General features: G+C 28.8%; 17 protein-coding genes and 1 pseudogene. 4 read left to right on the top strand and 14 right to left on the bottom strand.

Translation table 11 applies throughout. The annotated features are described in order from the left end of the window. Positions 1 to 211 precede the first annotated feature (211 nt). A complete protein-coding gene (locus ACJDTP_RS16245) occupies positions 212 to 676 on the top strand; it encodes a GreA/GreB family elongation factor (protein WP_017209479.1) in 465 nt (154 codons plus the stop codon). A 188-nt stretch (positions 677 to 864) separates the two neighbouring features. Here the strand turns inward: ACJDTP_RS16245 and ACJDTP_RS16240 are convergent, their stop codons facing one another. Next, positions 865 to 1,758 carry a MurR/RpiR family transcriptional regulator gene (locus tag ACJDTP_RS16240; RefSeq protein WP_406761826.1) on the bottom strand — a complete coding sequence of 298 codons (894 nt, stop codon included), beginning with the start codon at positions 1,756 to 1,758 and terminating at the stop codon, positions 865 to 867. Positions 1,759 to 2,008: 250 nt separating this feature from the next. Between ACJDTP_RS16240 and deoC the strand changes: the two genes are divergently transcribed. After that, a complete protein-coding gene (gene deoC / locus ACJDTP_RS16235; protein ID WP_011968092.1) occupies positions 2,009 to 2,713 on the top strand; it encodes a deoxyribose-phosphate aldolase in 705 nt (234 codons plus the stop codon). Between the two features lie 245 nt (positions 2,714 to 2,958). Here the strand turns inward: deoC and ACJDTP_RS16230 are convergent, their stop codons facing one another. From ACJDTP_RS16230 to ACJDTP_RS16205, 6 genes and pseudogenes are all read right to left on the bottom strand, one after another. Then, on the bottom strand, positions 2,959 to 4,653 hold the full coding sequence (locus ACJDTP_RS16230) for a WD40/YVTN/BNR-like repeat-containing protein (protein WP_406761825.1): 1,695 nt from the start codon (positions 4,651 to 4,653) through the stop codon (positions 2,959 to 2,961). 225 nt (positions 4,654 to 4,878) lie between these two features. Further along, positions 4,879 to 7,284, bottom strand: a pseudogene (locus ACJDTP_RS16225) (histidine kinase N-terminal 7TM domain-containing diguanylate cyclase). 357 nt (positions 7,285 to 7,641) lie between these two features. Then, positions 7,642 to 8,775: a flagellin lysine-N-methylase gene (gene fliB, locus ACJDTP_RS16220; RefSeq protein ID WP_406761824.1), complete on the bottom strand. Its 1,134-nt coding sequence runs from the start codon at positions 8,773 to 8,775 to the stop codon at positions 7,642 to 7,644. Positions 8,776 to 9,059: 284 nt separating this feature from the next. Continuing rightward, a complete protein-coding gene (locus ACJDTP_RS16215) occupies positions 9,060 to 10,271 on the bottom strand; it encodes a hypothetical protein (protein ID WP_406761823.1) in 1,212 nt (403 codons plus the stop codon). Positions 10,272 to 10,796: 525 nt separating this feature from the next. Continuing rightward, positions 10,797 to 11,306 (bottom strand): QueT transporter family protein, encoded by a 510-nt coding sequence (locus ACJDTP_RS16210; protein WP_406761822.1) that lies wholly within the window; start codon positions 11,304 to 11,306, stop codon positions 10,797 to 10,799. 511 nt (positions 11,307 to 11,817) lie between these two features. Continuing rightward, positions 11,818 to 12,396, bottom strand: coding sequence for a TetR/AcrR family transcriptional regulator (locus ACJDTP_RS16205; RefSeq protein WP_011968085.1), 579 nt, complete (start codon positions 12,394 to 12,396; stop codon positions 11,818 to 11,820). Between the two features lie 387 nt (positions 12,397 to 12,783). On the opposite strand from ACJDTP_RS16205, the gene ACJDTP_RS16200 reads away from it, so the two are divergent. Continuing rightward, the gene (locus tag ACJDTP_RS16200; RefSeq protein ID WP_406761821.1) at positions 12,784 to 13,419 is read left to right on the top strand and encodes a flavodoxin family protein; all 636 of its coding nucleotides are present in this window, start codon (positions 12,784 to 12,786) and stop codon (positions 13,417 to 13,419) included. Between the two features lie 124 nt (positions 13,420 to 13,543). Then, complete coding sequence (locus tag ACJDTP_RS16195) at positions 13,544 to 14,761, top strand: MFS transporter (protein ID WP_406761820.1); 1,218 nt, start codon at positions 13,544 to 13,546, stop codon at positions 14,759 to 14,761. Positions 14,762 to 15,000: 239 nt separating this feature from the next. Here the strand turns inward: ACJDTP_RS16195 and ACJDTP_RS16190 are convergent, their stop codons facing one another. From ACJDTP_RS16190 to ACJDTP_RS16160, 7 genes are all read right to left on the bottom strand, one after another. Then, on the bottom strand, positions 15,001 to 16,035 hold the full coding sequence (locus ACJDTP_RS16190) for a U32 family peptidase (RefSeq protein ID WP_406761819.1): 1,035 nt from the start codon (positions 16,033 to 16,035) through the stop codon (positions 15,001 to 15,003). A gap of 99 nt (positions 16,036 to 16,134) precedes the next feature. Further along, positions 16,135 to 17,475, bottom strand: a complete 1,341-nt coding sequence (locus ACJDTP_RS16185) for a hypothetical protein (RefSeq protein ID WP_406761818.1) — start codon at positions 17,473 to 17,475, stop codon at positions 16,135 to 16,137. A gap of 437 nt (positions 17,476 to 17,912) precedes the next feature. Further along, positions 17,913 to 19,553 (bottom strand): glycoside hydrolase family 13 protein, encoded by a 1,641-nt coding sequence (locus ACJDTP_RS16180; protein ID WP_406761817.1) that lies wholly within the window; start codon positions 19,551 to 19,553, stop codon positions 17,913 to 17,915. 53 nt (positions 19,554 to 19,606) lie between these two features. Then, a complete protein-coding gene (locus ACJDTP_RS16175; protein ID WP_023976566.1) occupies positions 19,607 to 20,431 on the bottom strand; it encodes a carbohydrate ABC transporter permease in 825 nt (274 codons plus the stop codon). Continuing rightward, a complete protein-coding gene (locus ACJDTP_RS16170; RefSeq protein WP_406761816.1) occupies positions 20,428 to 21,291 on the bottom strand; it encodes a carbohydrate ABC transporter permease in 864 nt (287 codons plus the stop codon). Before ACJDTP_RS16170 ends, ACJDTP_RS16175 begins: the two co-directional genes overlap by 4 nt. Positions 21,292 to 21,464: 173 nt before the next feature. After that, a complete protein-coding gene (locus ACJDTP_RS16165; protein WP_406761815.1) occupies positions 21,465 to 22,715 on the bottom strand; it encodes an ABC transporter substrate-binding protein in 1,251 nt (416 codons plus the stop codon). 475 nt (positions 22,716 to 23,190) lie between these two features. Then, positions 23,191 to 24,216 carry a LacI family DNA-binding transcriptional regulator gene (locus ACJDTP_RS16160; protein WP_077840506.1) on the bottom strand — a complete coding sequence of 342 codons (1,026 nt, stop codon included), beginning with the start codon at positions 24,214 to 24,216 and terminating at the stop codon, positions 23,191 to 23,193. Between the last annotated feature and the right edge of the window lie 162 nt (positions 24,217 to 24,378).

The raw sequence follows: 24,378 nt of genomic DNA, 5'->3' as shown, positions 1-24,378 counted from the left end.
TAATAAATATTTATGTATAGTTAATGCCTACCTACAAGTCACATACTATATCACATTTTTCACTCTAGCATATCTATAACTGCATGTCAATGTTTTCATAAAATATTATCGCGGTCATTTTTATAAAAAATAAAAGGTATTAGTTGTTTAACTTTTCTTCCTATATATTATATAATATTCTCATAATATATTTTAGGAGGTCAGCTTTCTTATGAATAATATTCTAACTGAAGAAAATATTAAAAAGTTAAGAGAAGAATTAGATTATAGGATGACAGTTAAAAGAGCTGAAATAGCAAAAGAGAAATTAGTAGCTGCTGCTCACGGAGATAGATCAGAAAATGCTGAATATAAAGAGGCTTGCAGAAACTATAGAGAAAATGATAATAGAATCCAGTATCTATTAACTATGATTTCAACTGCAACGGTAATAGATGATGATAGTATAGATAAATCAGTACTAGGAATTAATAGCAAAGCTAGAATTAGGTTTGTCGAAGATGATGATGAAGTTGTTGTAACTCTAGTAACAACTATGGATCTCGATCCAGAAAATATGATTATAAGTATTGAATCAGACTTAGGTAAAGCATTATCTGGGAATAAAGCTGGTGATATTGTTGAAGTCAATGCTCCAGGTGAAAAATATTCAGTTGAAATACTCGAAGTACTATAATACCTATTAGAGATTAGTTTTAAATATTCAAATGATGCCATATTTTGAATCCCCTAGCTAAATTGGTGATTAATCAAAATCTTTGCTAAAATATAATCATATAATAGAAAATAGTGCATATAACAAAGAAGCTTTTTCTTTGTTATATGCACTATTTTTACTGATCTAGTTATGCAAATTTATGTTTTCTATTTCTTTGAATAATTCTTTTCTTTAAGTAAAAGATTAATTTTTTCAAGGCGTTTAGTATATAAATCATAATCATCTAGCAAAATTCCCATATAAAGCATATCCACAATAGCTAACTGCGATATGCGAGAAACCATTGTCTCACTATAAAATGTAGTTTCTTCACCACCAGTAAAAAATGTTATGTCTGCATATTCAGAAATAGCTGGTGCTTTAAAATTTGTTAATGCAATAGTTCTTGCCCCAGATTCTTTTGCTATTTTTAAAGCATTTACAGTATCTATTGTGCTTCCTGAATGGGATACACCAATGGCAAGATCATTACTTGTTAGATGACTTGCACAGATTTGCTGTATATTGCTATCAGAGTATGCTCTGCACTCTAATCCTATACGTAAAAATTTATTTCTAATATCACTAGCAACACTTCCTGAATTACCCACACCGTAAACATCAATGATATTTGAGCTTCTAATCATTTCTATTGCCTTTTTATATTTATCAATATCAATTATTTTTAAAGTATCTTCCAAAGCCTTTATAGTAAGTCCAATCATTTTTACTGGCACATCCTCTATTTTTTCATCTCTATCAATGTGAAGTTCTACTAGTAATTTGGAATCATACTGCTTATCTACAGATTCCCTTCCCCACTCTTTCATTAATGCCATCTTAAATTCACTATATCCACTACAACCTATACTTTTCACAAAACGTATAATTGTTGGTTCACTAACCCCTACTTGACGAGAAAGCTCAGCTAAAGTCATTGTAGAAACAGAATGCCCGTTTAATAATACATAATCGGCTACTTTTTTTTCAGACGATCTCAGTAGATTATACATATTTTTTATTTTATATTCGTAAGACTCAGTATGGTTCAATTCATCCACATCCTTTGTTTTGCAGTTTTCCTTAAATATATATTACACTAATGTAGTAAAACTACAAATTCAATATTTCTTTAATACTATTCTAAGATAATTCTTTTATATTGTAAATAGTTTTACTACATTATATCAATTGACATTGTAGTAAAACTACATTATAATATATTCAAAAGGAGGAATACCTAAATAATATTCAATACTGCATAATTACTACATTAGAATATTAAATACTAAATAGGTGTTATCGAAAATTATGATACCAACAAAAAAAGCTGCCGAAATGACTATAGAGGAATTAGGATCTTACATTGATCAATCAGTGCTAAAGCCAGAATTTACTTTAGATCAAATTAGAAAGTATATTCAAAAAGGTGTAGATTATAAATGCAAAACAGTTTGTGTCTATCCATCCTCAATAAATATTGCTAAAGAGTTAACAGCTGAAACTCAAACTGGGATATGTGTTGTATGTGATTTTCCTTTTGGTACATCAGCAACATCCTCAAAAATTTTACAAGCAGAAGAATGCTGCAAGCAAGGAATTGATGAGCTTGATATAGTTGCAAATTGTGGCTGGACACGAAGTAATTTGTGGCACTCAGTTGAGGCTGATATAAAAGCTGTCGTTGATGTGTGTCATGATTATGATATTCTTGTAAATGCAATTTTTGAAACTGATGCTCTAACATTAGATCAAATAAAAAAATCTACAGAAGTCGCTATTTCAGCTGGTGTTGATTTTATTAAGACATCAACTAATTTCCTAACAGGATTTGCTAGCAAAGGTGCTACCCCTGAAACCATAAAAATAATAATGGATACTGCGAAGGATCGCTGTAAAATCAAGGCCTCAGGTGCCATAAAAACAAGAGAGCACTTTCTAAAATTGATTGATATGGGAATTGATAGAATTGGGATAGGATATAAATCTACTCCTGTTGTCTTAGGTCTTTCATAATGAAAATAATAAATAGCTCGGTTATTACTGAAACTAAAGCCATAACTCATGATAGAAATATATATAAAATGGGAATGTAATGAATAATTTATATACATATTAATCCATCACATTCCTATTTTATATTTCAAAACCAAATTATCTAGATTTCTAGTTGTCATTAATTATAGGGATTTTTACATTTATTTTTACCAAACTCACTATGCTGAAATTTGGATTACTATATGGGAAATAAAAACTAAAAATCATTTACTATCAACTTCTTTTACATATTCCCATGTTAACCCTTCATCTTTTGATTCATACAAAGCCTTGCATCCTCCATTATAATCTCCATCAGATCCTTGACCTATTAAAACATTAAGGATTCCATCTTGCTCATAAGGCATATCTGGCAAATCAAAAGGATTATATTTTTCCCCATTATCTAGTGTTACTTTTCTCTCTGGAAAACTTACTTTTTTATAAGATACACCGCCATCCTCGGTACGATACAATTCTCCATTACTGCCACCACTATGAGACAAACATAAAAAACCAAGTTTATCATTCAAAAAACTTATTCCAGCTGCCACTCCTGTTTTCCCTGCAAAAGGATCTTCATTTACAATTTTCCATGTATTTCCGCCATTAATTGTGCTCTTCAAAGAGTACGATCTGCTTCCAGCTGCAGCTCCAGTCACTTCTAACCTATAACCAACTTGATCAGACATATAAAATTCATCCTGATTATTTGATTTTTGAGAACTACTTTTATCTTTGTCTTCTTTTAAAGGCGTATGCGCCTTAATGTTATTTAAATCTTCTGTTAGAATATATCTAGCTGGAGTATATATTTTTTCTTTACCAGGTACGAATACTGAAACAGCATAGCCTATTATCTCTGAAGAGGTATTTGAAGCTGCTTTTGTGCCCCCTTCTGAATTAATATAAGTAATTCCATCAGTATTATATCCAAAACTTCGATTACCGTAATAAAGAATCCCATATTTATTTTCATTCCATTTGCTCACTGTATCCTTAAGTGGGATAGCTTTCATTGTACTTAGCAATGGCTCTAACAATTTATCTTCATTATAATCAGCATTTACATGCCCATTTAAATATATTGTTATTTTATCTGATTTGTCGCTATTATAACTTATTAAATAACTTTCTAACTTACCCTTATTATCTTTTCCATAAAGATATGTATCAAACAACGTAATTGTTCCATCCGAATTAAAATTGAGATTAAAGTTACTTGAAACATACAATTTATCTGGCATATGAATTTCTTTATTAATGTCTGTGAAAATACCTTCTATTCCATTTTCATATATATTGTTATGTTCAAACTTCACTTTCTTTTTGTTTTTCAAATCACTTAAAAACCATGAAAGTTTTCCATTATAGCTTATTGTATCATTATATATTTTTGCTCCGTAAAATAATGTTGCAGCAGCTATAACTATCATAGCTATATAGATCCATATAGCTTTATAATTTGACTTAAAAATCTTTCCCTCATTCAAGCTCTTCTTTATTATGCCTATTTCTTCATCCGTTCTATCTATCATACTTAAAACTAATATGTCTCTGTTTCTAAGTGTTATAACAGCATATTTTCTATTTATTCTGAATGACTTTATATCTTGAAAATCCACCTCTAGTTCGTCTTCTTGTAAAACTTTTATATTACTTTCATTAAATTTATATTTTTCTATAATCTGTTGTGGCACACTTATAGGGTTTCTTATACTTCTTATTATTACATATATAAGCCACGCTAAAAGTAATGTTATACATCCAAGAAATATAATAGTGTTATTATGAAATCTTCCAAACCTAGAAATCGTATATAACTCATAAAGCGAAACACAATATATAAATACAAATATTGGGTTAGATATCATTGATAAAAATATTCTTCTTCTTATAATCTGCCTGTATTTTTTCATTTTAACCTCCTTGCTTTTTTATTAGTATATATAAATTATACAGCAAATTCCCAATTATTTGTATTGTTCTACTTTTTATATCTAATTTACAACTTAAATGATCAATATAAAATCTAATTATTATTTAGATTTTTATGAGCGCTATCACTCATTCCCATATTAATCAAAATATAAAAAATTAAAAATGACCAATGATTCACATTTAAAAATCATTGATCATTTTTATTATACACCTATTAATAATGCTCTTTTACTTTTTAGTTTGCGCTTATACTCATACATACGTCTATCAGCGCTCTTTATTAATTCATTAAATTCCATTCCTTCTCTTGGGAAGTTAGCAATACCATAGCTATAACTACAAACAATTTTGTTTCCTTCAAATACTAGTGGACAGTCTCTAAACTTTCTAATCAGTTCTTCCAGCTTATTAGTTAAACTTACTAAATCTGAATTCAAAAAGATTCCTACAAATTCATCTCCACCAAATCTTCCTATAATATCTCCCTCTCAAGCCAAAGCATTTAAGCCTTTTGAAAATTCCTTAATTAATTCGTCCCCAGCCAAGTGGCCATAGTTATCATTAACAAGCTTTAAATCATTTAAGTCAAAAACTACAAGGAAAAATTCTTCTATATTCTTATCTTCATTATAAATTTCACTGTGAATTAATTGTTCAAACCACGTTCTGTTACATACATTAGTTAATTTATCATATCTAGATAAATATAAAGTTCTCTCATGAAGTTTATGATTAGTAATTGCAACAGAAACTTGATTTCTCATGTATTCCATTAATTCCAAATCTCCTTCATTAAAACAATTATTGTAAATACTATCAATATTCAAAAATCCATATAATTCACCATCTATAATAATAGGTGAACTGATAATAGATTTTATTTTTATTCCCTCTGCCGTATCTAGCATTTTTATATTTTCTATTTTATGAATATCATTGAAAATAGTTGTTTTATCTATATTATTTCTCTCATTAGCCCATGCAAAGTGCTCTTCATACTTTAATTCGAATGCTTTAATATCCTCCAAGCTATAGCCTTTAGCCACAGCTATTTTTAAACTTTTATCTTTATCTAGAAGCAATACTGACCCACAACTTCTGCTGTCTATGCAATTAATAACTTCATTCAATATTAATTGTAGTAAATTATTAATATTTGATATCTCGTTAATTGAGTACCCTATTTTCAGCATAGACTCTTTTAATTTTAATAATTTACTTATCTTTTCCTTGCTCTTTTTTTGTTCAGTAGTGTCTATTATAACACCAACTAATCCTTTAACTTTATCATCTTCATTTACAACAACTGATTTATTAAAAATTACATCATGATATGTGCCATCTTTATGTGTAAGTCGTTCTTCATAAGCTTGAGATTGCTTTTCACTCATTATATTCTTATCTGAATTACTATAAACTTCAGCTAGTTCCTTTTCGAAAATATTATAAACGGTACTTCCCAAGAATTCTTCTTTACTCATTCCCAAAAATTCTGTAAATGCTACATTACAATGATTATATACTCCAAATTCATCCTTAGAATATATGGGATTAGGAATAGCATCAATAAGTGTTTGAAGAAATTTTGCATTATCATATACTTTTTTTCTTTGCACTTCAATCTCAGTAATATCAGTTAAAATTAGTATTTTACCAATTATCTTACCATTATTTTCAGATATATTATTAATATTTATCTTATAATATTTTAGCTTTTCTTCATAACTTATACTCATCAAGCTTTCATTACTGGAACCATTCTTTATAACATTTAATAATGTTTTATATTTCCTACATACTTCATCAATCTTATGCTCTCCTTTACCTATGTCTCTTAACTCTAAAATAATATTTTTTGCTGAATCATTAAAATTCACTATATTATTTTCAGAATCCAATATTATAACACCTTCTAGCATACTGGAAAATACCTTGTTCAACGCTATTGGGGTAAGCTCCAAAAATTTGAATTTTAATATAGCAAAACTATAAATTATTCCCGAAAAAGAAAGCGTAAATGGAGATAAATCAAGAGTAAATGGTAACAGCTTCAATATATAAATGATATTCGCCCCCAATGGAATTATCCATGCAACTATTATAAGTAAAATTTGTTTTCTAATAATTGCAGCTGATTTTAAATATGTTGCTACCAAAAACACTAACCCTGCAATCATTAGAATGTATGTATAAGCAATATGTATCCAATACCAAGGCCCTTCTATTATCTTTGCTATTGGAAAAACTCCAGTATCATTCATATATAGTTCTTTATAGAATAGATGATGAAAATCATTCGTACAATTCAGAATAAATGTAATTGAAGGTATTATATATAGTAATGATAGAGTATTCTTTTTAAATTTATCTTTATATCCTGTAAAGTTAAGTGCAAGCATTAACCAAAATACAGCTATAAATGGAATACCTAAGTATTCTATTTTTATCCAGAATTCTACTCCTTCGATGCTTGTACATAATATTTCAAATCCATATCCTAATGCATAAATTGATATAGGAATCAAAGACATTGAAACATATGATTTATCTCTTTTCCATGAAGAATATCCTATATAAATTAATGTTAGCGCAGATAATAATAGTATCAAGCAAAAAAAAATGTTTAGCTTCAAAAACATCACCTCATATACTCCATTATACTAAATATATCTTGTAATATTCTACAATTTTATATTTAAAATAAAACATAATGCCACCTAATTCTAAAATTATGGCATATATGTCATTATAAACGTGTTACCAAATTGACACTGGATTATTATGTCTCCTAAAATAATCCATTCTCAGAATTTCATAAATTCAGTAACGACTTTGAATCTTATACTAATTTAGACTTTTGTGCTTATAAGTTTAATTATAAAACACATTAAATATAAATCTAATGTGGTATATAAATAAGAATGATATTAGTATAAGAAATACTTATCTTTATATTTCTTGTAATATTAAACTAAAGTTATAAAACACAAATATCCAATCTCTAAAATATCATCTCCAAAACCATCCCTAATGAATTCTATCATAGCATCAGTATTATTACCTATTATTCTTGAAAAAGCTACAGTGTAATTCTTTATGTCTTCCTCATCTATTTTATTTTCCATGCAATATTTTAAGAATAAGGAATACCTTAACAATAAATACTCTAATATAATCATTTGGAATGAAATAATCATCTCTTCTATATCATCACTGATACAATTGCTAAAAATTTTAGATATAATGCAATTTTCAACAAAGCCGCTATATTGCTCGAACAAACTTTTATAATCATTCCATTTAGATGAAAGTTTTTTAATTTTAGCATTTTCCGCGAAATTAGCAATATCTTTTAAAAGAATATTAAAAATAGAAACTTCCTTATAATTCTCTATTATATCTAAAAATAGATTATTGACTTCCTCAACTGAGTCATTTATGTTTATCTTTATTCCCTTATACATGTCAATAAGCTCTTTTACATAATTACTATTCTCATACTTTTCTAATTCTTTTAATAAGGCATGTTCTCCAAGATTCTCATTTTCTAAAATAGTAGATAGCATTTGAAAGCTAATAATAAGCTTATTTTCTAGCAAGAAATTTTCTTGCTGCATTATGCTTATGATGGTTTCTCTAACTTTAATTTCTAACGCATTACTTTCTAAATTATTATGACTTTCTAAAGTCATATTTATTTTGCCAGTCTCACTACCTATAAGCTCTAATACTTCTGGACAGGAACATGATAATGAAAGCTCTCTTCTATCCTCAAAAATATTCTCTATTCTAGGAAACATTTGGCATGTTAAAGATAAATAATTTTCCCCATGATCTTTTACTATATTGCATAATCCATGGCTGTCTAAAAGCGGACATGCTTCATTTGTTTTCTTATTTATAAAATACTCATCTTTACCTTCATACCTTTTTATTTTTACATTATTTAAGATGTTATTAGATTTGTCATTTTTCCAATTATTATATGTATTGTCATCTACACTAATATCCCATCCTTCACAACATGTGAATTTACACTTATCAGCTGTGCACTTAAACTTATCATAGTTTGAAATTTTTAAGGTATCTATTTTATTCATATATATCTCCAATTTTTTATAATATTAACTTAACATTAACCATTATAGTTTAATTACTTATCCTTAGTATACTGTTTATATAAAATATTCACATTTATTTCTTACTTTAAACTATTTCCCTTAAATATAACGCTTTTATAAATAAGATGATCTTACTTTACCATGAGATAAAACTCTAAAAATATAAAAAATCCCCTTCACTATTATATCCTCATGTATAATAGTGAAGAGGTTAATTTTTTAATGATTGCTGTTATATTACTTCTGACAAAGTACATTTCACACTAATTTCCTGAATTTGCAGTTGTCCCACCTGCCGATGACTTTGTATCCACATTTTTAGTAGTTCCATCTGTAGATGTTTTCTGATCTGTATTACCATTTGCTCCACTTGTTGATACTTTTGTATCTGTATTTTCACTTGATGTGCCTGATGGAGGCTTTAAGTTTGTGCTTCCATTTGTTCCACCACTTGTTGATACTTTTGTATCTGTATTACTTTGACTATTTGCATCTGTTGATGTTTTTATATCTGAATTTCCCGATGCTCCACCTGCTTGTGTCTTTGTATCTGGAGTTCCAGTATCTCCATTTTGTGGTGTCTTTGCGCCTGAATCTTTATTTGCTTCATTACCTGAAACTTTTACTGGAGAATTTTTATTTTTTCCACTTGTCGGCGTTTTTTCATTTGCATTTTTAGTCTGTTCACCTTCTGACTGCGATTCACTCGTTGATTCCTTCTGAACTTCAGTTTTTTCATCTGAAGTTTTTGCATTAGTAGACATATCTTGAAAATATAATGCTCCTAATGCTCCAATGCTTATAATTAAAATGATTGATATAATAGCTATTAGGGCTTTTCTATTGTTATATGAGTTTTTATCTCTACCAAATCTCTTACTATTTTCTTTACCAGATATTTTCTTAGCAGTTTGTCCCTTATTTACTGTAGATCTGCGCCCTCTATTAGAAGTTAAAGCATCATCCTTCGTTATATTACAAAGTAAATTTTTTATATTTTTAGGCATATTAAGTAACGAGGATATTATTCCTCCTTGCTCAATTGATTGTATCTCTTTAAAATTTTCAGGTGATCTAATTGTAACCACAGGCTTTTTATATTCTCCATATTTACTTTCCACATATAATGTAGCTGAAAATTCATCATCTTTACTTAAGAAAGGTATATATACATCTAAAATATTATCTTCTATTGAAGAATCAAATTTCAAACCTTTCGTTATTTGAGCGTCCCCAATTTTCAAATCATTTTGTAACCCTTGTATATTTAAGGTTAACTTATGAATTGTTTTATTTGATATGTTTCTCACAGTAAGAACATATGCACATAATTTTTTGTTGTTTAATTCTAGTGGTACACCCTCTCCTATATTGCATAATATTTTAGGAGCCAGATTTTTATAATACTCTAACAGTAATCCAGATATAAATGATATTATTATAGTTATAATTGCAGTTTCGATAACACTTATCATAGTAATTTTCGCTTCCTTGTTTTTTAAAAATTGTGTAATTAAATTATAGAGTAGGGGGATATTCATGTCAAACTTGAAAATTAATTATAATTTCTCCAATAATTCATATATAGCAGTAAAGATTAATCTATAAATCCATTTAAATTACTATTCATAAATATTCTACATATGCTATATTTATGTTTATTATTGACTCTTTGTTATTAATAAAGTGCTTTTACTTTCAATAATAGATCTATTTTAACAATTGTAATGCACTTTTTTCTAATATAATAATTAAAAGTCCAATAATATGAGCTGCTCCATTTATAGATACAGTTCTTTTATTTTAACTGCTTACTATTATGAAAACACATCATATTACTGGATCTATTTATCCTAAATATTTATTTATCTTCTCTAATATCTATGCTATTTGTTTTAGTAGTCCGTTTTCAAAATTACTGTTTGTAAAAAAAGATATTGCAATAAAAACTCTACTGCAATATCTTTTGATATATACTATTTTGTAAAAAATATTCATTCTTAACTCTTACAAAATAAAGGAAAACTGCTATATTTATTTTGTAAAAGCCTAACAATTGGTACACCAACTATTGTAACTACAACAAACTCGCCAACTGCAACTTCTCCAATTGATAATACAAGTGGAAATTGATAAATATAGTTAAGCATCCATCCAATTACTACTCCATTAAAAATGGTAGGCCAAAGCGATGCTATTATTAATGATGTTTTCTTATTCTTTACAAACTTTTCTGTAATTGAAACAGCATAAACACTAATAAATGTTGCTAAAGTACCAAATATTATATCTGCTAAACCATTAGGTCCAAGAATATTTGCTATAAAACATCCAAGAGTAAGACCTACAATATAAAACGGATCAAAAAATGCCAGTAATACCATTATCTCTGAGACTCTAAATTGTATAGGACCATAGCTTATTGGTGCCAGAACAAGCGTTATAACTGCGTAAAGTGCGGCTATGATAGCTGTTTTAACTAGCCTTTTCACTGTATTATTATTATTCATATAAACTCCTCCATTTTACTAATAATATTTTTAAAGATAACCTGCTTAATCAACATTTCCCATAATTTCCGTACCCCCAAAGAACAAAATCTCCACAAATTTTGCTTCAATATATATTCCTAGAAAATAAAAAAATCGCAGGAAAAATCCTACGATAAATATACTCAACAAAAATAAAAGATTCCATTAACACAAATTAATTTAATCTTTATTATCATCAATTATTTAACCGTAGTTTTATTTTAAGTCAGGAGGCTTTCGAACTGACTATGTGTTATTTTTTACTCTTATGATTATATCAAATAGATGAACTCACCACAAGCTATGCATTAGCTTTACACTATATATTCTATATTAATTTATTAGATTTATTCTAAATAAATTGAAATGAACTCTCAATAAAATCTATATTTTATATTTCTATGATTTTAATAAGAAACATAACATCTCCGACTAAAGTATCAATAATTTCTGTATTATTAAAATTTTCTTAATCGAATTACCGTCAATATCAACTTTTAGTTATGCCATTAAAAGCGCAAGTGACCATATTCCTTATAAAATTCTCATCTACTATATCACCTGTTATTAATAATCTATAAAATAATGGACCGAAAACTAAATCCATAACTAATTCTATATCTAAATCCTCTTTTAGTTCTCCCCTTGAAATACCACGTTCTAGAATATATCTTGAATCAAGTCTACGAGGCTTAAAATATACTGTTCGGTATGTTTCAGCTAATTTTTGATCAGATTGTCCTTCTGCTATTATCTCATTAATTACCTTCCCCTCACGACTAGTTAGAAAATTTGCTAAGTTATTTACTTGAATTATTATATCATCCATAGTTGATCCTGTGTCCGGAACTGGGAGTCTCACAACAGCTGCGTCAAAAAAAGCATCCATAACAACAGCTGCCTTATTGGACCACCATTTATAAATAGTAGCTTTACTAACTCCAGCTTTCTCAGCAATCTTTTCAATTGTAACAGATCCAAAACCACTTTCAAGCAATAAATCATAGGCAGCGGAAAGAATTGCATTTTTAGTTTTCTCGCTACGAGGACGTCCTAACTTTTTCTCCATATGTAGTTACCTCCATTGTAATTAACTTATAGCCTATACTTAGTAAACTATACGTCTATTATACTATATATATTATACTTATCAATTCTAATTTATCTCTTTTAAACATTTGACTTAATTGTTAGTGATATTATACCTCCTATGCACTTTCAATAGACTTAAAAATAAAATTTTTATTTTTTCAAAAAACTATTTACAATACTGAACGTTTAGTATAATATATATTTATAAACTAAACGTTCAGTTTCACGAAACACCTTATTATTTTATTAAGAATTTTTAAGATATATGGCGGGAATAATATTTATTAATATTCAATTAAAAACAAATAAGTAATAGATCTTATAAATTTCATCAAATTATATGTATTATGAGGAGGAAAAATAAATGAAAGTTGTAGCATTTAACGGAAGTCCAAATAAAGAAGGTAATACTTATCATGGAATAAAATTGGTTACTGACGAACTAGAAAAGGAAGGAATAGAAACAGAAATAATTCATGTGGGGAACAAGTCTATAAGAGGTTGCATTGCTTGCGGATATTGCACAAAAAATAAAAATGGTAAATGTGCCATTGCTACCGATCCAGTTAACGAGTGGATTGAAAAAATGAAAAATGCTGATGGCATAATCTTAGGGTCACCAGTACACTATTCAGCAATTGCCGGAACAATGAAATCATTTTTAGATAGGGCTTTTCGTGTAGCCGAAGCTACTGATAGTATGTTAAGACTTAAAGTAGGCATTGCAGTAGTCGCAGTAAGACGTGCAGGTGGAATTCCAACCTTCGATCAATTGAACAATTATATTAATCATTCTGAAATGATTATTCCTACTTCAAACTATTGGAATGTAATTAACGGAAAAGCCCCAGGTGAAGTAATGCAAGATGAAGAAGGACAACAAATTATGAGAATCCTAGGCAAGAACATGGCCTGGCTTATGAAGCTTATGGAAAATGGTCAAGGAATTATAAAAACTCCTGAAAGAGAAGAAAAGATTTTTACTAATTTTATTCGATAAACTTTTATCGAATCTAACCCCCATATAATTGTAGCATTTATATTTATAAGAAATTTTTATTACTTGTGAATTAGACCTTTGCTCAATTATATGCATTATATAATTTTAAGGAAGTGATTTATAAATGTATCAATCAACTAATGCTGTATTAAAAACAAATTCATCAATAGATAATGCCAATACTAGACCTATATTAACTAAATTACTAATCTTAGTTATGTCAATAGCTTGTGGACTTACAGTCGCAAATCTATATTACATTCAACCTCTTTTAGGAGATATAGCAAAAACTTTTCATGTTGACCAATTAAGTATAGGTTTTGCAGCTATGCTCACACAAATAGGTTATGCAATCGGAATGATATTTATATTGCCTTTAGGAGATATAAAAGAGAAGAGAAACCTAATAGTAATAATGCTTTTATTCTCAGTAATTTCACTTATGAACATGTTTTTCTCTTCAAATATATATATTCTTACAATCTCTTCTTTTGCCGTTGGGTTTACTTCTATAATCCCTCAACTTATTATTCCTTTGGCAGCACAGCTCTCAAATCCTCAACAAAGAGGACAAACTATTGGCGCAATAATGAGCGGTTTATTAATTGGAATATTACTTTCTCGTACAGTTAGTGGCATCTTAGGAAGCTACCTTGGCTGGAGAATAGTTTATCTTATCGCAGCAATTATGATGTTTGCTCTCATGCTTATTCTTAGAAAATTGATACCATTATGCGACCCTATTTCCGACATTAAATATTCTGAGTTATTAAAATCGATGATACACTTAATAAAAACAGAACCAATCTTAAGAGAATCCTCTCTTAATGGTGCATTAATGTTTTCAGCTTTCAGTGCCTTTTGGACTTCCCTTATATTTTTACTTGAAAGTTCTCATTACAGCATGGGCGCTGAAGCAGCTGGTTTACTTGGATTAGTAGGTGTTAGCGGTGCTCTTGCTGCTCCACTGGTTGGAAAAGTAGCTGATAAAAGAGGTTCAAGATTTGCTATAGGCATATGTATAGTCGTGGTTATAGTTTCCTATTTATTATTTTTCCTATTCGGATTCAAAATTTGGGGATTAGTTTTAGGAGTAATTCTTCTAGATTTAGGAGTACAATCTTGTAATGTATCTAATCAGGCAAGAGTACATTCTTTAAATGAAGAAACACGTAATAGACTTAATACTATTTATATGGTTAGCTTTTTTCTTGGCGGGGCGTTTGGATCGTTTTTAGGTTCCTATAGCTATTCTCACTTTGGATGGTATGGGGTATGTACTTTTGGTATAATAACTCAAATACTTGCGCTTATTATACACAAGATTAGCAAAAAAGCATAAAGTTCTATTTTGCATATTTAAATTTTATTTATTAGGATTTCCCTTTTATTCACCTGAGAAATAATCCTGCATTAATATATATGTTGCAATTCACAATGCATATTTCCCAATTCACAATTACAGATAAAATTCTTGCAATACTTTTAGAATTATGATGAAGAATTATTTATCAAATATATATATTAATACTATGTGATAACTTATAAAAGGACTTACCTTTATATGGTGAGTCCTACTTTTTAATAATAACATTGTCCGCTGCATTTGCCATCAAGTAACTTATTTTTTATATATTCTTCATAAGTTTCACTTATTTCAGTATTATCTAATATAGCTATGGCCTTTTTTAGGCTTTTTATATCTTTTTCCATATTCTCAATAGAATTTCCTCTTCCAACTACCTTTAAATGAGTAATGCCAGCTTTCTTTAACTTTTTTAACGAACATAATCCACATCCAGTTTCTCCAATAAAATATGAAACTTCCATTCCGTCTTCACTTTCACTTCCATATTCATTTTCTGAATCGAATTGATTTTCTATACAGAATTCTTCCTTATCCTTGTCATCTATCTCTTTGTAATAAGACTCAACTCTCTTATCAACTTCGCAAAAACTACTCTCATTTTTATCTATTCTTAATAGTTCATATGGAACTTTACACAAATGTATCATTTCATCACAATGTAGGGAGCTGCAAAAAGCACCAGTATAATGGCATCTTTCATTTAAAATAAATGCTTCATATTCAAGATTTTCTACTTCGTTGCTTCTTATACATGATTTCATATCTTCGATTGTATTTTTCCTATGAAATATGTATCGTGATATATTTAGTTTATTGAAAAATTCCATAGAAAGCCGGTTTAGCTCAGCGCATTCTCCACTTAAATGTATTGAGCACTTTAGATTCCTTTCCTTTAAATATAATATAAGCGCAATATCTGCTACAATAAAATCATTAAAGCCAATATTTATCAAATCTTTTATTATGTTAGCTATCATTTCATATTGTTCTTCAAGATAGTATAAATAATTAAAAGTTATATTTACTGGTACTTTATAAAAATCAACCATTTTCTTTAGTATTTTCATGTCCTCAAGTGAACTTATTTGAATGTTATAATAAAGTACTTCTCTCCTATTTAAAGGAAATAAACTACCATATTTTTTATTCCATTCATAAGGAACATATCCACAAAACACTTCATCTGCTCCGGCCTTTGCTAATTTTATATAATCATCAATACATCCCATTCCTGCTACTATCTTCATTATGTTTTCCTCCTTTCATAGATAGACCTTATATACGTATGTGAAATAGTTACCTATCACCGTTAAACTCTACATAAGTATAAGCTCATATTTCGATATCTATAGAAAATTTAAAACAATTCTATCGATTCCGCTATTTATGTAATACTCTAATTCTTTTGGATTTTTAAGCAAAGTATCATCAAATGTGAATAGCGAATTATATCTTCCAACCATTTTTAAATGCTTTGGATAAGAAAATACATAATCGCTACAATACTTTGGGCAGTCAGTAACAAGTTTCTGATTTCCTCTATCCATAGTTGTACACATTGCATGTAGTGGACAATATTGAGATGTATTTGTTTGATAGAAAGGAATATGCATACTATGGTGCCCATCTGCAACAGAAATTTTATAACCACAATTTTCATATTCATATCGTTCTATTTTACATTCTTTCAAAAACTTCGTAAAAATTGAACTATTAAGACTGTTTGTTGCTATAAGATCTTTATTTTCTAAGTATCCTTTCTTGTAAATATATCTTGGATCTTTTTTTCTCTTATTTAATAAAACGCCTAGTGACAGCTTGAAAATATCTATCTTATCTTTAAGTAATTTTAGCATTCCAAAATCATTTACAACAATTTCTATCTTAGTATTATTTTCATTACACCAATTATATACTGCCTCTATTATATCTTTTGTTTTTTCTATATAACACTCTCTCATATATGTAAAACATAATGTTATCTCGAGGCTCTCTTCTTTTGCTTTCTGCATCATACCTTTTAACAATTTCATTTCTGGAAATAAGTTATGACAAAATTCATTTCCAATATAAATCCTGTTAATATCTTTCTTAAATAGCTCATGACTCCCCATAAAATTTTCATTTAAGTAATCCATCTTAAATGTTTGGATATCATTATCCATAAACTTTTTATATAATATATCGTTATCTAAAGAAACAGCTATCTCCACTGAATCAATAATATCTTCATCCCAATCCCCATAATTTACGTTTAACAGCCACTCTTCTTTCTGTTCTAAATAGTCCTTATAAAACTCCTCATCTAGCTTTGCCGGATAATTAACCATTTCCTTTGAAAATTCATTGCCATCACCAAAAGCTTTTAACATAATATAATTTGAATACTTTTTAAAAGCACTTCTTACATTATGTGAGTATTTTTGTGTTTCAATGCTGAAAATATATATTAAACTAAAATCTTCTTTTCTTTTTTCCACTATATTATAATCTTGTATTATAACTTCTTCATATCTGTTTTCATCAAACTTATGAAATGCAACTTTTATACTGCTTATCTTTCCTATTTCGTCAGCCACACGCACTGTCAATTTTTTAGGAGATATTTTTATTATACGTACTTCTCTGTCATCTAATAAACATGTTACGAGTCCTGCTGGCAATAATTCAACTTCTTCTTTTTCCAAAATGATACCTCCTAAACTTTTTCATATACATCTTTAAAAACACTTCATATACCTTATTTTATCTGATCCCACTTAATTCATCAATTTAACTATATGTATTTCAATTGAGTTTCTAGATTCTAATCTTAATTGGACATTAGCTTTCTAGAGTTCTAGATTTAGATTTATTACTGGAATATAGATTCTTAACATTATATCTTTAATGTTATCATAATTGTAATTATTTCAACACAAACAATAACCCCTCGACTATTTAATTAACCGAGGGGTAAATTCCTATTTAATTTAAATTAACTTTCAAAATTTCATAGCTATACGCTCTATAGATCTAAAAACTAAAATTTAGTACTTTCAGCGAAATTTTCATATTCTTGCGGAACAACAATATTTCTACTTTCGATTGATTATCCCATAGCTCTAAATTTAATGTTGTTCATCTATAATACAAACTTATAAATTCTAGATTCATATGGCTTAAGTTCTATACTATCAATCGAATCATTTTCATTAACATTATAATTTGAAATTAAAAGTTCTTTAGATTTAAATTCAAATTTTCTTTCAAGTGCAAACTCTGTCTCATTTCCTGTAAAGTTACATATAACTAGTAACAATTCATTTTCTAAGGTTCTTGTATATGCAAATATTTCTTTGTTTTCTTCTAACATCAATTCATATTTTCCGTATACAACTACTGGATTGGATTTTCTTATTTTTATTAGTTTTTTATAATAATTGAATATAGAATTTTCATCTTTTAATTGAGACTCAGCATTTATTTCTTTGTAATTAGGATTTACTTTTAGCCAAGGCTGTCCACTTGTAAAACCTGCATTTTGACTATCATCCCATTGCATTGGAGTACGGGCATTATCTCTTCCTTTTGTATATATAGATAGCATTATATCCTCATGAGCATAACCTTGTTTTTTTCTTTCATTATACATGTTCAGAGTTTCTATGTCCTTATAATCCTCTAATGATTCAAATCTTACATTTGTCATACCAAGCTCTTCACCTTGATATATATATGGAGTCCCCTTCATTCCATGTAATAATGTAGCAAGCATTTTCGCACTTTCTACCCTATATTCTTTATCATTCCCCCACCTTGAAACTATTCTTGGTACGTCATGATTATTCCAGAATAAACTATTCCAGCCTGTGCCTTCTAGCTCTACTTGCCATCTAGATAGTGCCTTCTTTAAATCTAATAATTCTAACGGCTTCAAGTCCCATTTTTCTTTACCTGGCTGTTGATCTAATAAAATATGTTCAAATTGAAATATCATGCTAAGTTCACTATCATCTGGATTTGAATATTTCTTGGCTATTTCTGTAGTGCATCCCCAAGTCTCACCAACTGTTAATAGATCTTTTCCTCCAAATGTTTTCTTATTCATTTCTCTAATATATTCATGTAGTTTTGGACCATTATCCGTAATTTTTTTATCAGGAATCTTTCCTATAAGTTCAATTACATCCATTCTAAATCCGCCAATACCTTTATCAATCCAGAAGTTCATCATTTCATAAATTCTATTACGTACCTCTTCATTTTCCCAGTTCAAATCTGGCTGTTTTTTACTAAATAAATGTAAGTAATACTGCCCTGTAGTTTCATCATATTGCCATGCACTACCGCTAAATGTTGATCTTAAATCATTTGGTTCTTCCCCATTTACTGGATCTCTCCATATATAATAATCTCTATAAGGATTATCTTTTGATTTCTTAGCCTCGATGAACCATTTATGTTCGTCTGAAGTATGGTTTACAACTAAATCCATAAGAATTTTTATTCCTCTTTTATTTCCTTCCTTAATAAGATCATCCATATCTTCCATTGTTCCAAATTCATCCATTATATCTTCATAATTGCTTATATCATATCCATTATCATCGTTTGGTGATTTATATACTGGAGATAACCATATTACATCTATCCCCAATTCTTTCAAGTAATCTAACTTTTCTATTATTCCTCTTAAATCTCCAATTCCATCTCCATTAGAATCATTAAAACTCCTAGGATATACCTGATAAACTACACTTTCTTTCCACCATTTTTTATCCATAACTTATTCTCCTTTTAATATTACTTATTTTATTTCGTTTAAATGCATTTTTATTATTTAACAGCTCCAGTAACAATACCATTTCTTATCCACTTTTGCGCAAAGATGTATACTATAAACATTGGTAATAATGCTAGCAAGTATGACGCAAAAGCCAGATTATAATTTGTAGTAAATTGAGACTGGAATACGTATTGAACTAAAGGCAATGTAGCCATCTCTGGCTTACCTAAGATGATAAGTGGCAACATGAAATCATTCCATGTCCACAGACAAGTAGTAATTGCAACCGTAGCATTAATAGGTTTTAATAACGGGAAAATTATTCTCCAAAATACTTGAAATGTAGAAGCACCATCTATTGTTGCTGCTTCTTCAAGTGAAACTGGAATTGATTTAATATAACCTGAATATAAAAATATATTAAAAGGTAATCCAAATACAACATATAAGCATATTATTCCAATTATATTATCCATGTTTAGCATGTTTACTTGTTTTACAAGAGGCAGCATAATTATTGGAAATGGTACAAACATAGCACTTAAAAAGTAATAGTATAATGCATTAAAAAACTTTTTCTTTCTATTTCTAGCTATAGCATATGAAACCAAAGAATTTGAGAGTATTGTAAGAATTAATACCGAAATTGTTATTGTTAAACTGTTTTTTAGAGCATCAAAGAAATTTGTCATTTCAATGGCTTCAGTAAAATTTTCAAAACGTAATGACTTTGGAAACGATAAAGCACTTGGTACCATATCTTGTGGGGATTTTACAGCTATTAATATTGTTAGATACAATGGAAATATTATAGCCACCAAAGCTCCTGCTATCATAAGCGTAGTTACTATCCAATTGGTTTTGTTTCTCCTCATAGTACTTTTTCCTCCCTCTTTTCAAGGACTCTAAGCTGAAATAATGATATTGCTACAATTACGATGAAGTAAATAACAGCATTTGCAGATTGATATGCAAAACTTCCTTGGTTAAATCCTCCGTTATAAATTACATAAGATATTGACTGAGTAACAGTTCCAGGTCCTCCTCCTGTCATAGCTACAACCTGATCAAATACCATTAAAAATCCTTTCATACATAAAACCATGTTAATTGTAAAAAATGGTGCTATTAATGGAAATGTTATGCTTTTAAATCTTTGCCATGAACCAGCACCATCAATATCACAGGCTTCGTAAACATCAGTATCAATTGTCTGAAGTCCAGATAAATATATGATTGTATTAAAGGCTATGGATTGCCATGCTGCTACGAACACTATTCCAAGCCATGCAAGCTTTTCATCACCTAAGATGTTTTTACTAAGCACAGAAATGTTCATAGTCTCTCCAATGTTTGGTATAACATGAGCAAATACAAAATTGAATATAAATGCCACTATTAAAGTTCCTAATATATTAGGAATAAAATATATTGACTTTAAAGTATTTTGAAATTTGATTTTTGAGTTTAAACCTACAGCAATTAAAAGACTTAATATGTTTACTATAATTGTAGTTATAATTGCAAATTTGAAAGTAAAAATGTACGCATGCATAACATTACTATCTTGAAATACTGCAATATAGTTTTTTAATCCAACAAAACTCCAATCACCATATCCTTTTGAATTGGTAAAACTATAAAATACACCTTCTAAAAGAGATAATGTATGAAATATAAAGAATAACAAAACTGCTGGTATAGTCATAATATAAAAAGCTTTTTTCTTCTTCAAAACCTTCAGCCCCCTATTATTTTTTCATTTGACAAATAAATATTATTAACATATAACATAGGTTGTCCTAAAATCAGTCTATTTTCCTAAAAATATTATTTTTCATGTTTATCAATAAATATCAAGCTACAGCCATCTTTTAGGACATCCTTATGCCTTTTATTTTCTCTTATTTATTGCTTGCTATTAGCTTTATCATATTCAGTATCAAGTTGTTTTAAGAATTCTGCCTTATCTTTTTTACTATAGAACCCTTGAACTAAACTTGCTGCATCAAATGAGCTTGGATAGTAGTGATCAGGGAAAACACCAATTTTTCCATTTTTAAAGCTTTCTTGTACATCTGTTACACTTTGATCATCTTGTGTAACATCTTTAACTGCAGAAAATGCGAATTGATCTTTTATATATTTTTGAGCATTCTCCTTTTGAGTCATAAATTCTATGAATTTTTTTGCTTCATCAGAGTTTTTTGACTTACTTGTTATTCCAAATAACACATCTATACCAGATACTATATTATTTTTAGATGGATCGTTACTTGCAGGTAATGGGAACATTCCTATATTTATATTAGGATTTGCTTTTTTTATTTCACTAATAGCCCAGTTACCTTGTAAATACATTGCTGATTTACCTTGTGCAAAGGCTGCATTACCATCATTGTATGATACTCCTAAAATATCTTCTTGCCCAAGAGTTCCTATAGTCTCCATCTTGTCCACTATTTCTCCATGTGTAGCTTCAAAAGTTGTTTTTCCTGCTTTTTTATCAGCTAAGAAATTACTAGGCTCCAAGTCACTAGCTATAACATTCCAGAAGCACATTCCAGTCCACGCATCTTTAAGTGTCAAATAAAGTGGTAATTGACCTGCATCTTTAATCTTTTTCGATACAGCCATAAACTCATCCCATGTTTTAGGAATTTGCAATCCTAGCTTTGAAAATATATCTTTATTGTATAGAACGCCATCAGCATTAGTAGCATATGGAACTCCATATATCTTTCCATTATCATTACTTGCTATACCATGAAGCATATCTAAATATGGTTTTTGTATGTTTTCAAGAATGCCATCATTAGTAAGATCAACAAGGGCATTTGCATCTACTAGTGCACCATAGTTTACATCTGCACCTAAAGCTACTAGATCAGGCATATCATTTTTAGCAAGTCTTGTTTTTAAAACAGTACCAGCATTTGCAGGTGAATTAATTGAAATTTCAATATTAGGATTCTTTTCTTGAAATTCATTTGCTAATGATTGTAATATTGTTTTATTTTCTGCCTTAGTTGAAAATAACTCTAATTTTACTTTTCCATTTTCTGTGCTGCCTCCCTTAGAACCACATCCAGCTAACAATGAAGTTCCAATTACTGCGCTAATAGTAATTGACATTAGTAATTTTAATTTTTTATTCATTTCTCTTCCCCCTACTTTATAATTTCAGTATACGATTACGTAGATTTAATATTATATTAACTATACTATTTTAGGTGTATCAGCCTTAAAAAGTACATCTTAATATCATTTTTTACTTACTAATACTTAATCGTTTACGTAAACTATAAAAATTTACGTAATATTTTTCTCAACCCTTATATGAAATTATATTACAAAGTTTTGAACCTATAATGTATATAGAAACTTGTAATATAGCTTCATATTATTTTATAAATAATCACTAAAATCTTATATTCCTATAATAATTTATATATATTACAATTCACAATGTACATTTCACAATTCACAATTACGGCTAAAATTCTTGCAATATTTTTAGAATTATGATGAAGAATTATTTTTTGCAATATATATTACTATTAATTTCCTACATTTCAGTCACAATTGAGCACTTAGTATACTAGAACTTTAAATAAACATTTATTAATGCAACTTATATATTTTTAATTTTTTTAACTGTTTCTCTTTCTATAATTTCAAATGGCATTATTATGCTTTCAACTTTTTCGTTGTTAGATATTCTTTTTATTAACATTTCAACAGACTTTTTCCCCATATCGTATAAAGGTTGTGCTACTGTTGTTAAAGGTGGGTATGACATCTCAGCTATATTTGTGTTATCATAACCTACTATAGATAGATCATCTGGTACTTTTAAACCATTCTTATGTGCTACTGATAATGCTCCAACAGCACAATCATCAGATGCCGCAAAAACAGCTGTAAATTTCTCACCTGTCTTTAGAAGTTCATTCATCCCTTCAACCCCATCTATAAAGCCAAACCCTTTTTCTTTAATAAGATTTTTCTTTATGGATATGTTATTATCTCTTAATGCTTGTAAAAATCCATTTAAACGTGGCACTCCTGCTATAGGGTCTTCAGTCGGTCCAGATATAATTGCTATCTCTTTATGGCCATTTTCAATTAAATATGATGTTGCTGAATAAGCAGCTTGATAATCATCAACCTTAACATAAGGCAATGAATACTTGTACGATAATCCTGAAACAAGAACTGTTGGAATATGTGAGTCTATTATTCTTTTGCATAAAGTATCATCTGGAGGTATGCTGCAAACAATTAATCCATCTACCTGTCTTTCAGATAATACCTGAAGATATTCTGACATTCTCTCCCACTTATCTCCACCATTACAGATTATAACGCTGTAATTATTGCGTTGCGCAAAATCTTCTATTCCATTTAAAATTTCTACATAATATGTAGTGCTTATCTTAGGACGTAACACTCCAATAGTTCGTGTTTCTTTAACCTTGAGATTTCTTGCAATAGCATTTCTTTGATAACCAAGTTCATCCATAGCTTCAATTACTTTTTTTCTAGTCTCTTCTGAATAACCATCTAGATTATTTATTATCCTAGAAACTGTGGCAACAGAAACATTGGATTTCTTAGCGACATCTTTAATTGTGGGTCTTTTAATATTACTATTCATAACATATTCCTCTTTTTCAGTAAACGTTTAAGTAATTAAATCTTATCATAATTGGTTTTAATTGTCTATATATTCGTATAATATTTTTTATATTTTTAATTCCTATATAAAATTAGCTATGTTTATATTATACGTTTACTCAAATATAAACGCTTAAATCTT

This window comes from Candidatus Clostridium helianthi (assembly GCF_045310795.1).
In the GTDB taxonomy this organism is placed as follows: domain Bacteria; phylum Bacillota; class Clostridia; order Clostridiales; family Clostridiaceae; genus Clostridium; species Clostridium helianthi.
Note: the sequence above shows the minus strand (reverse complement) of the source record. Positions and strands in the feature narration are given on the sequence as shown.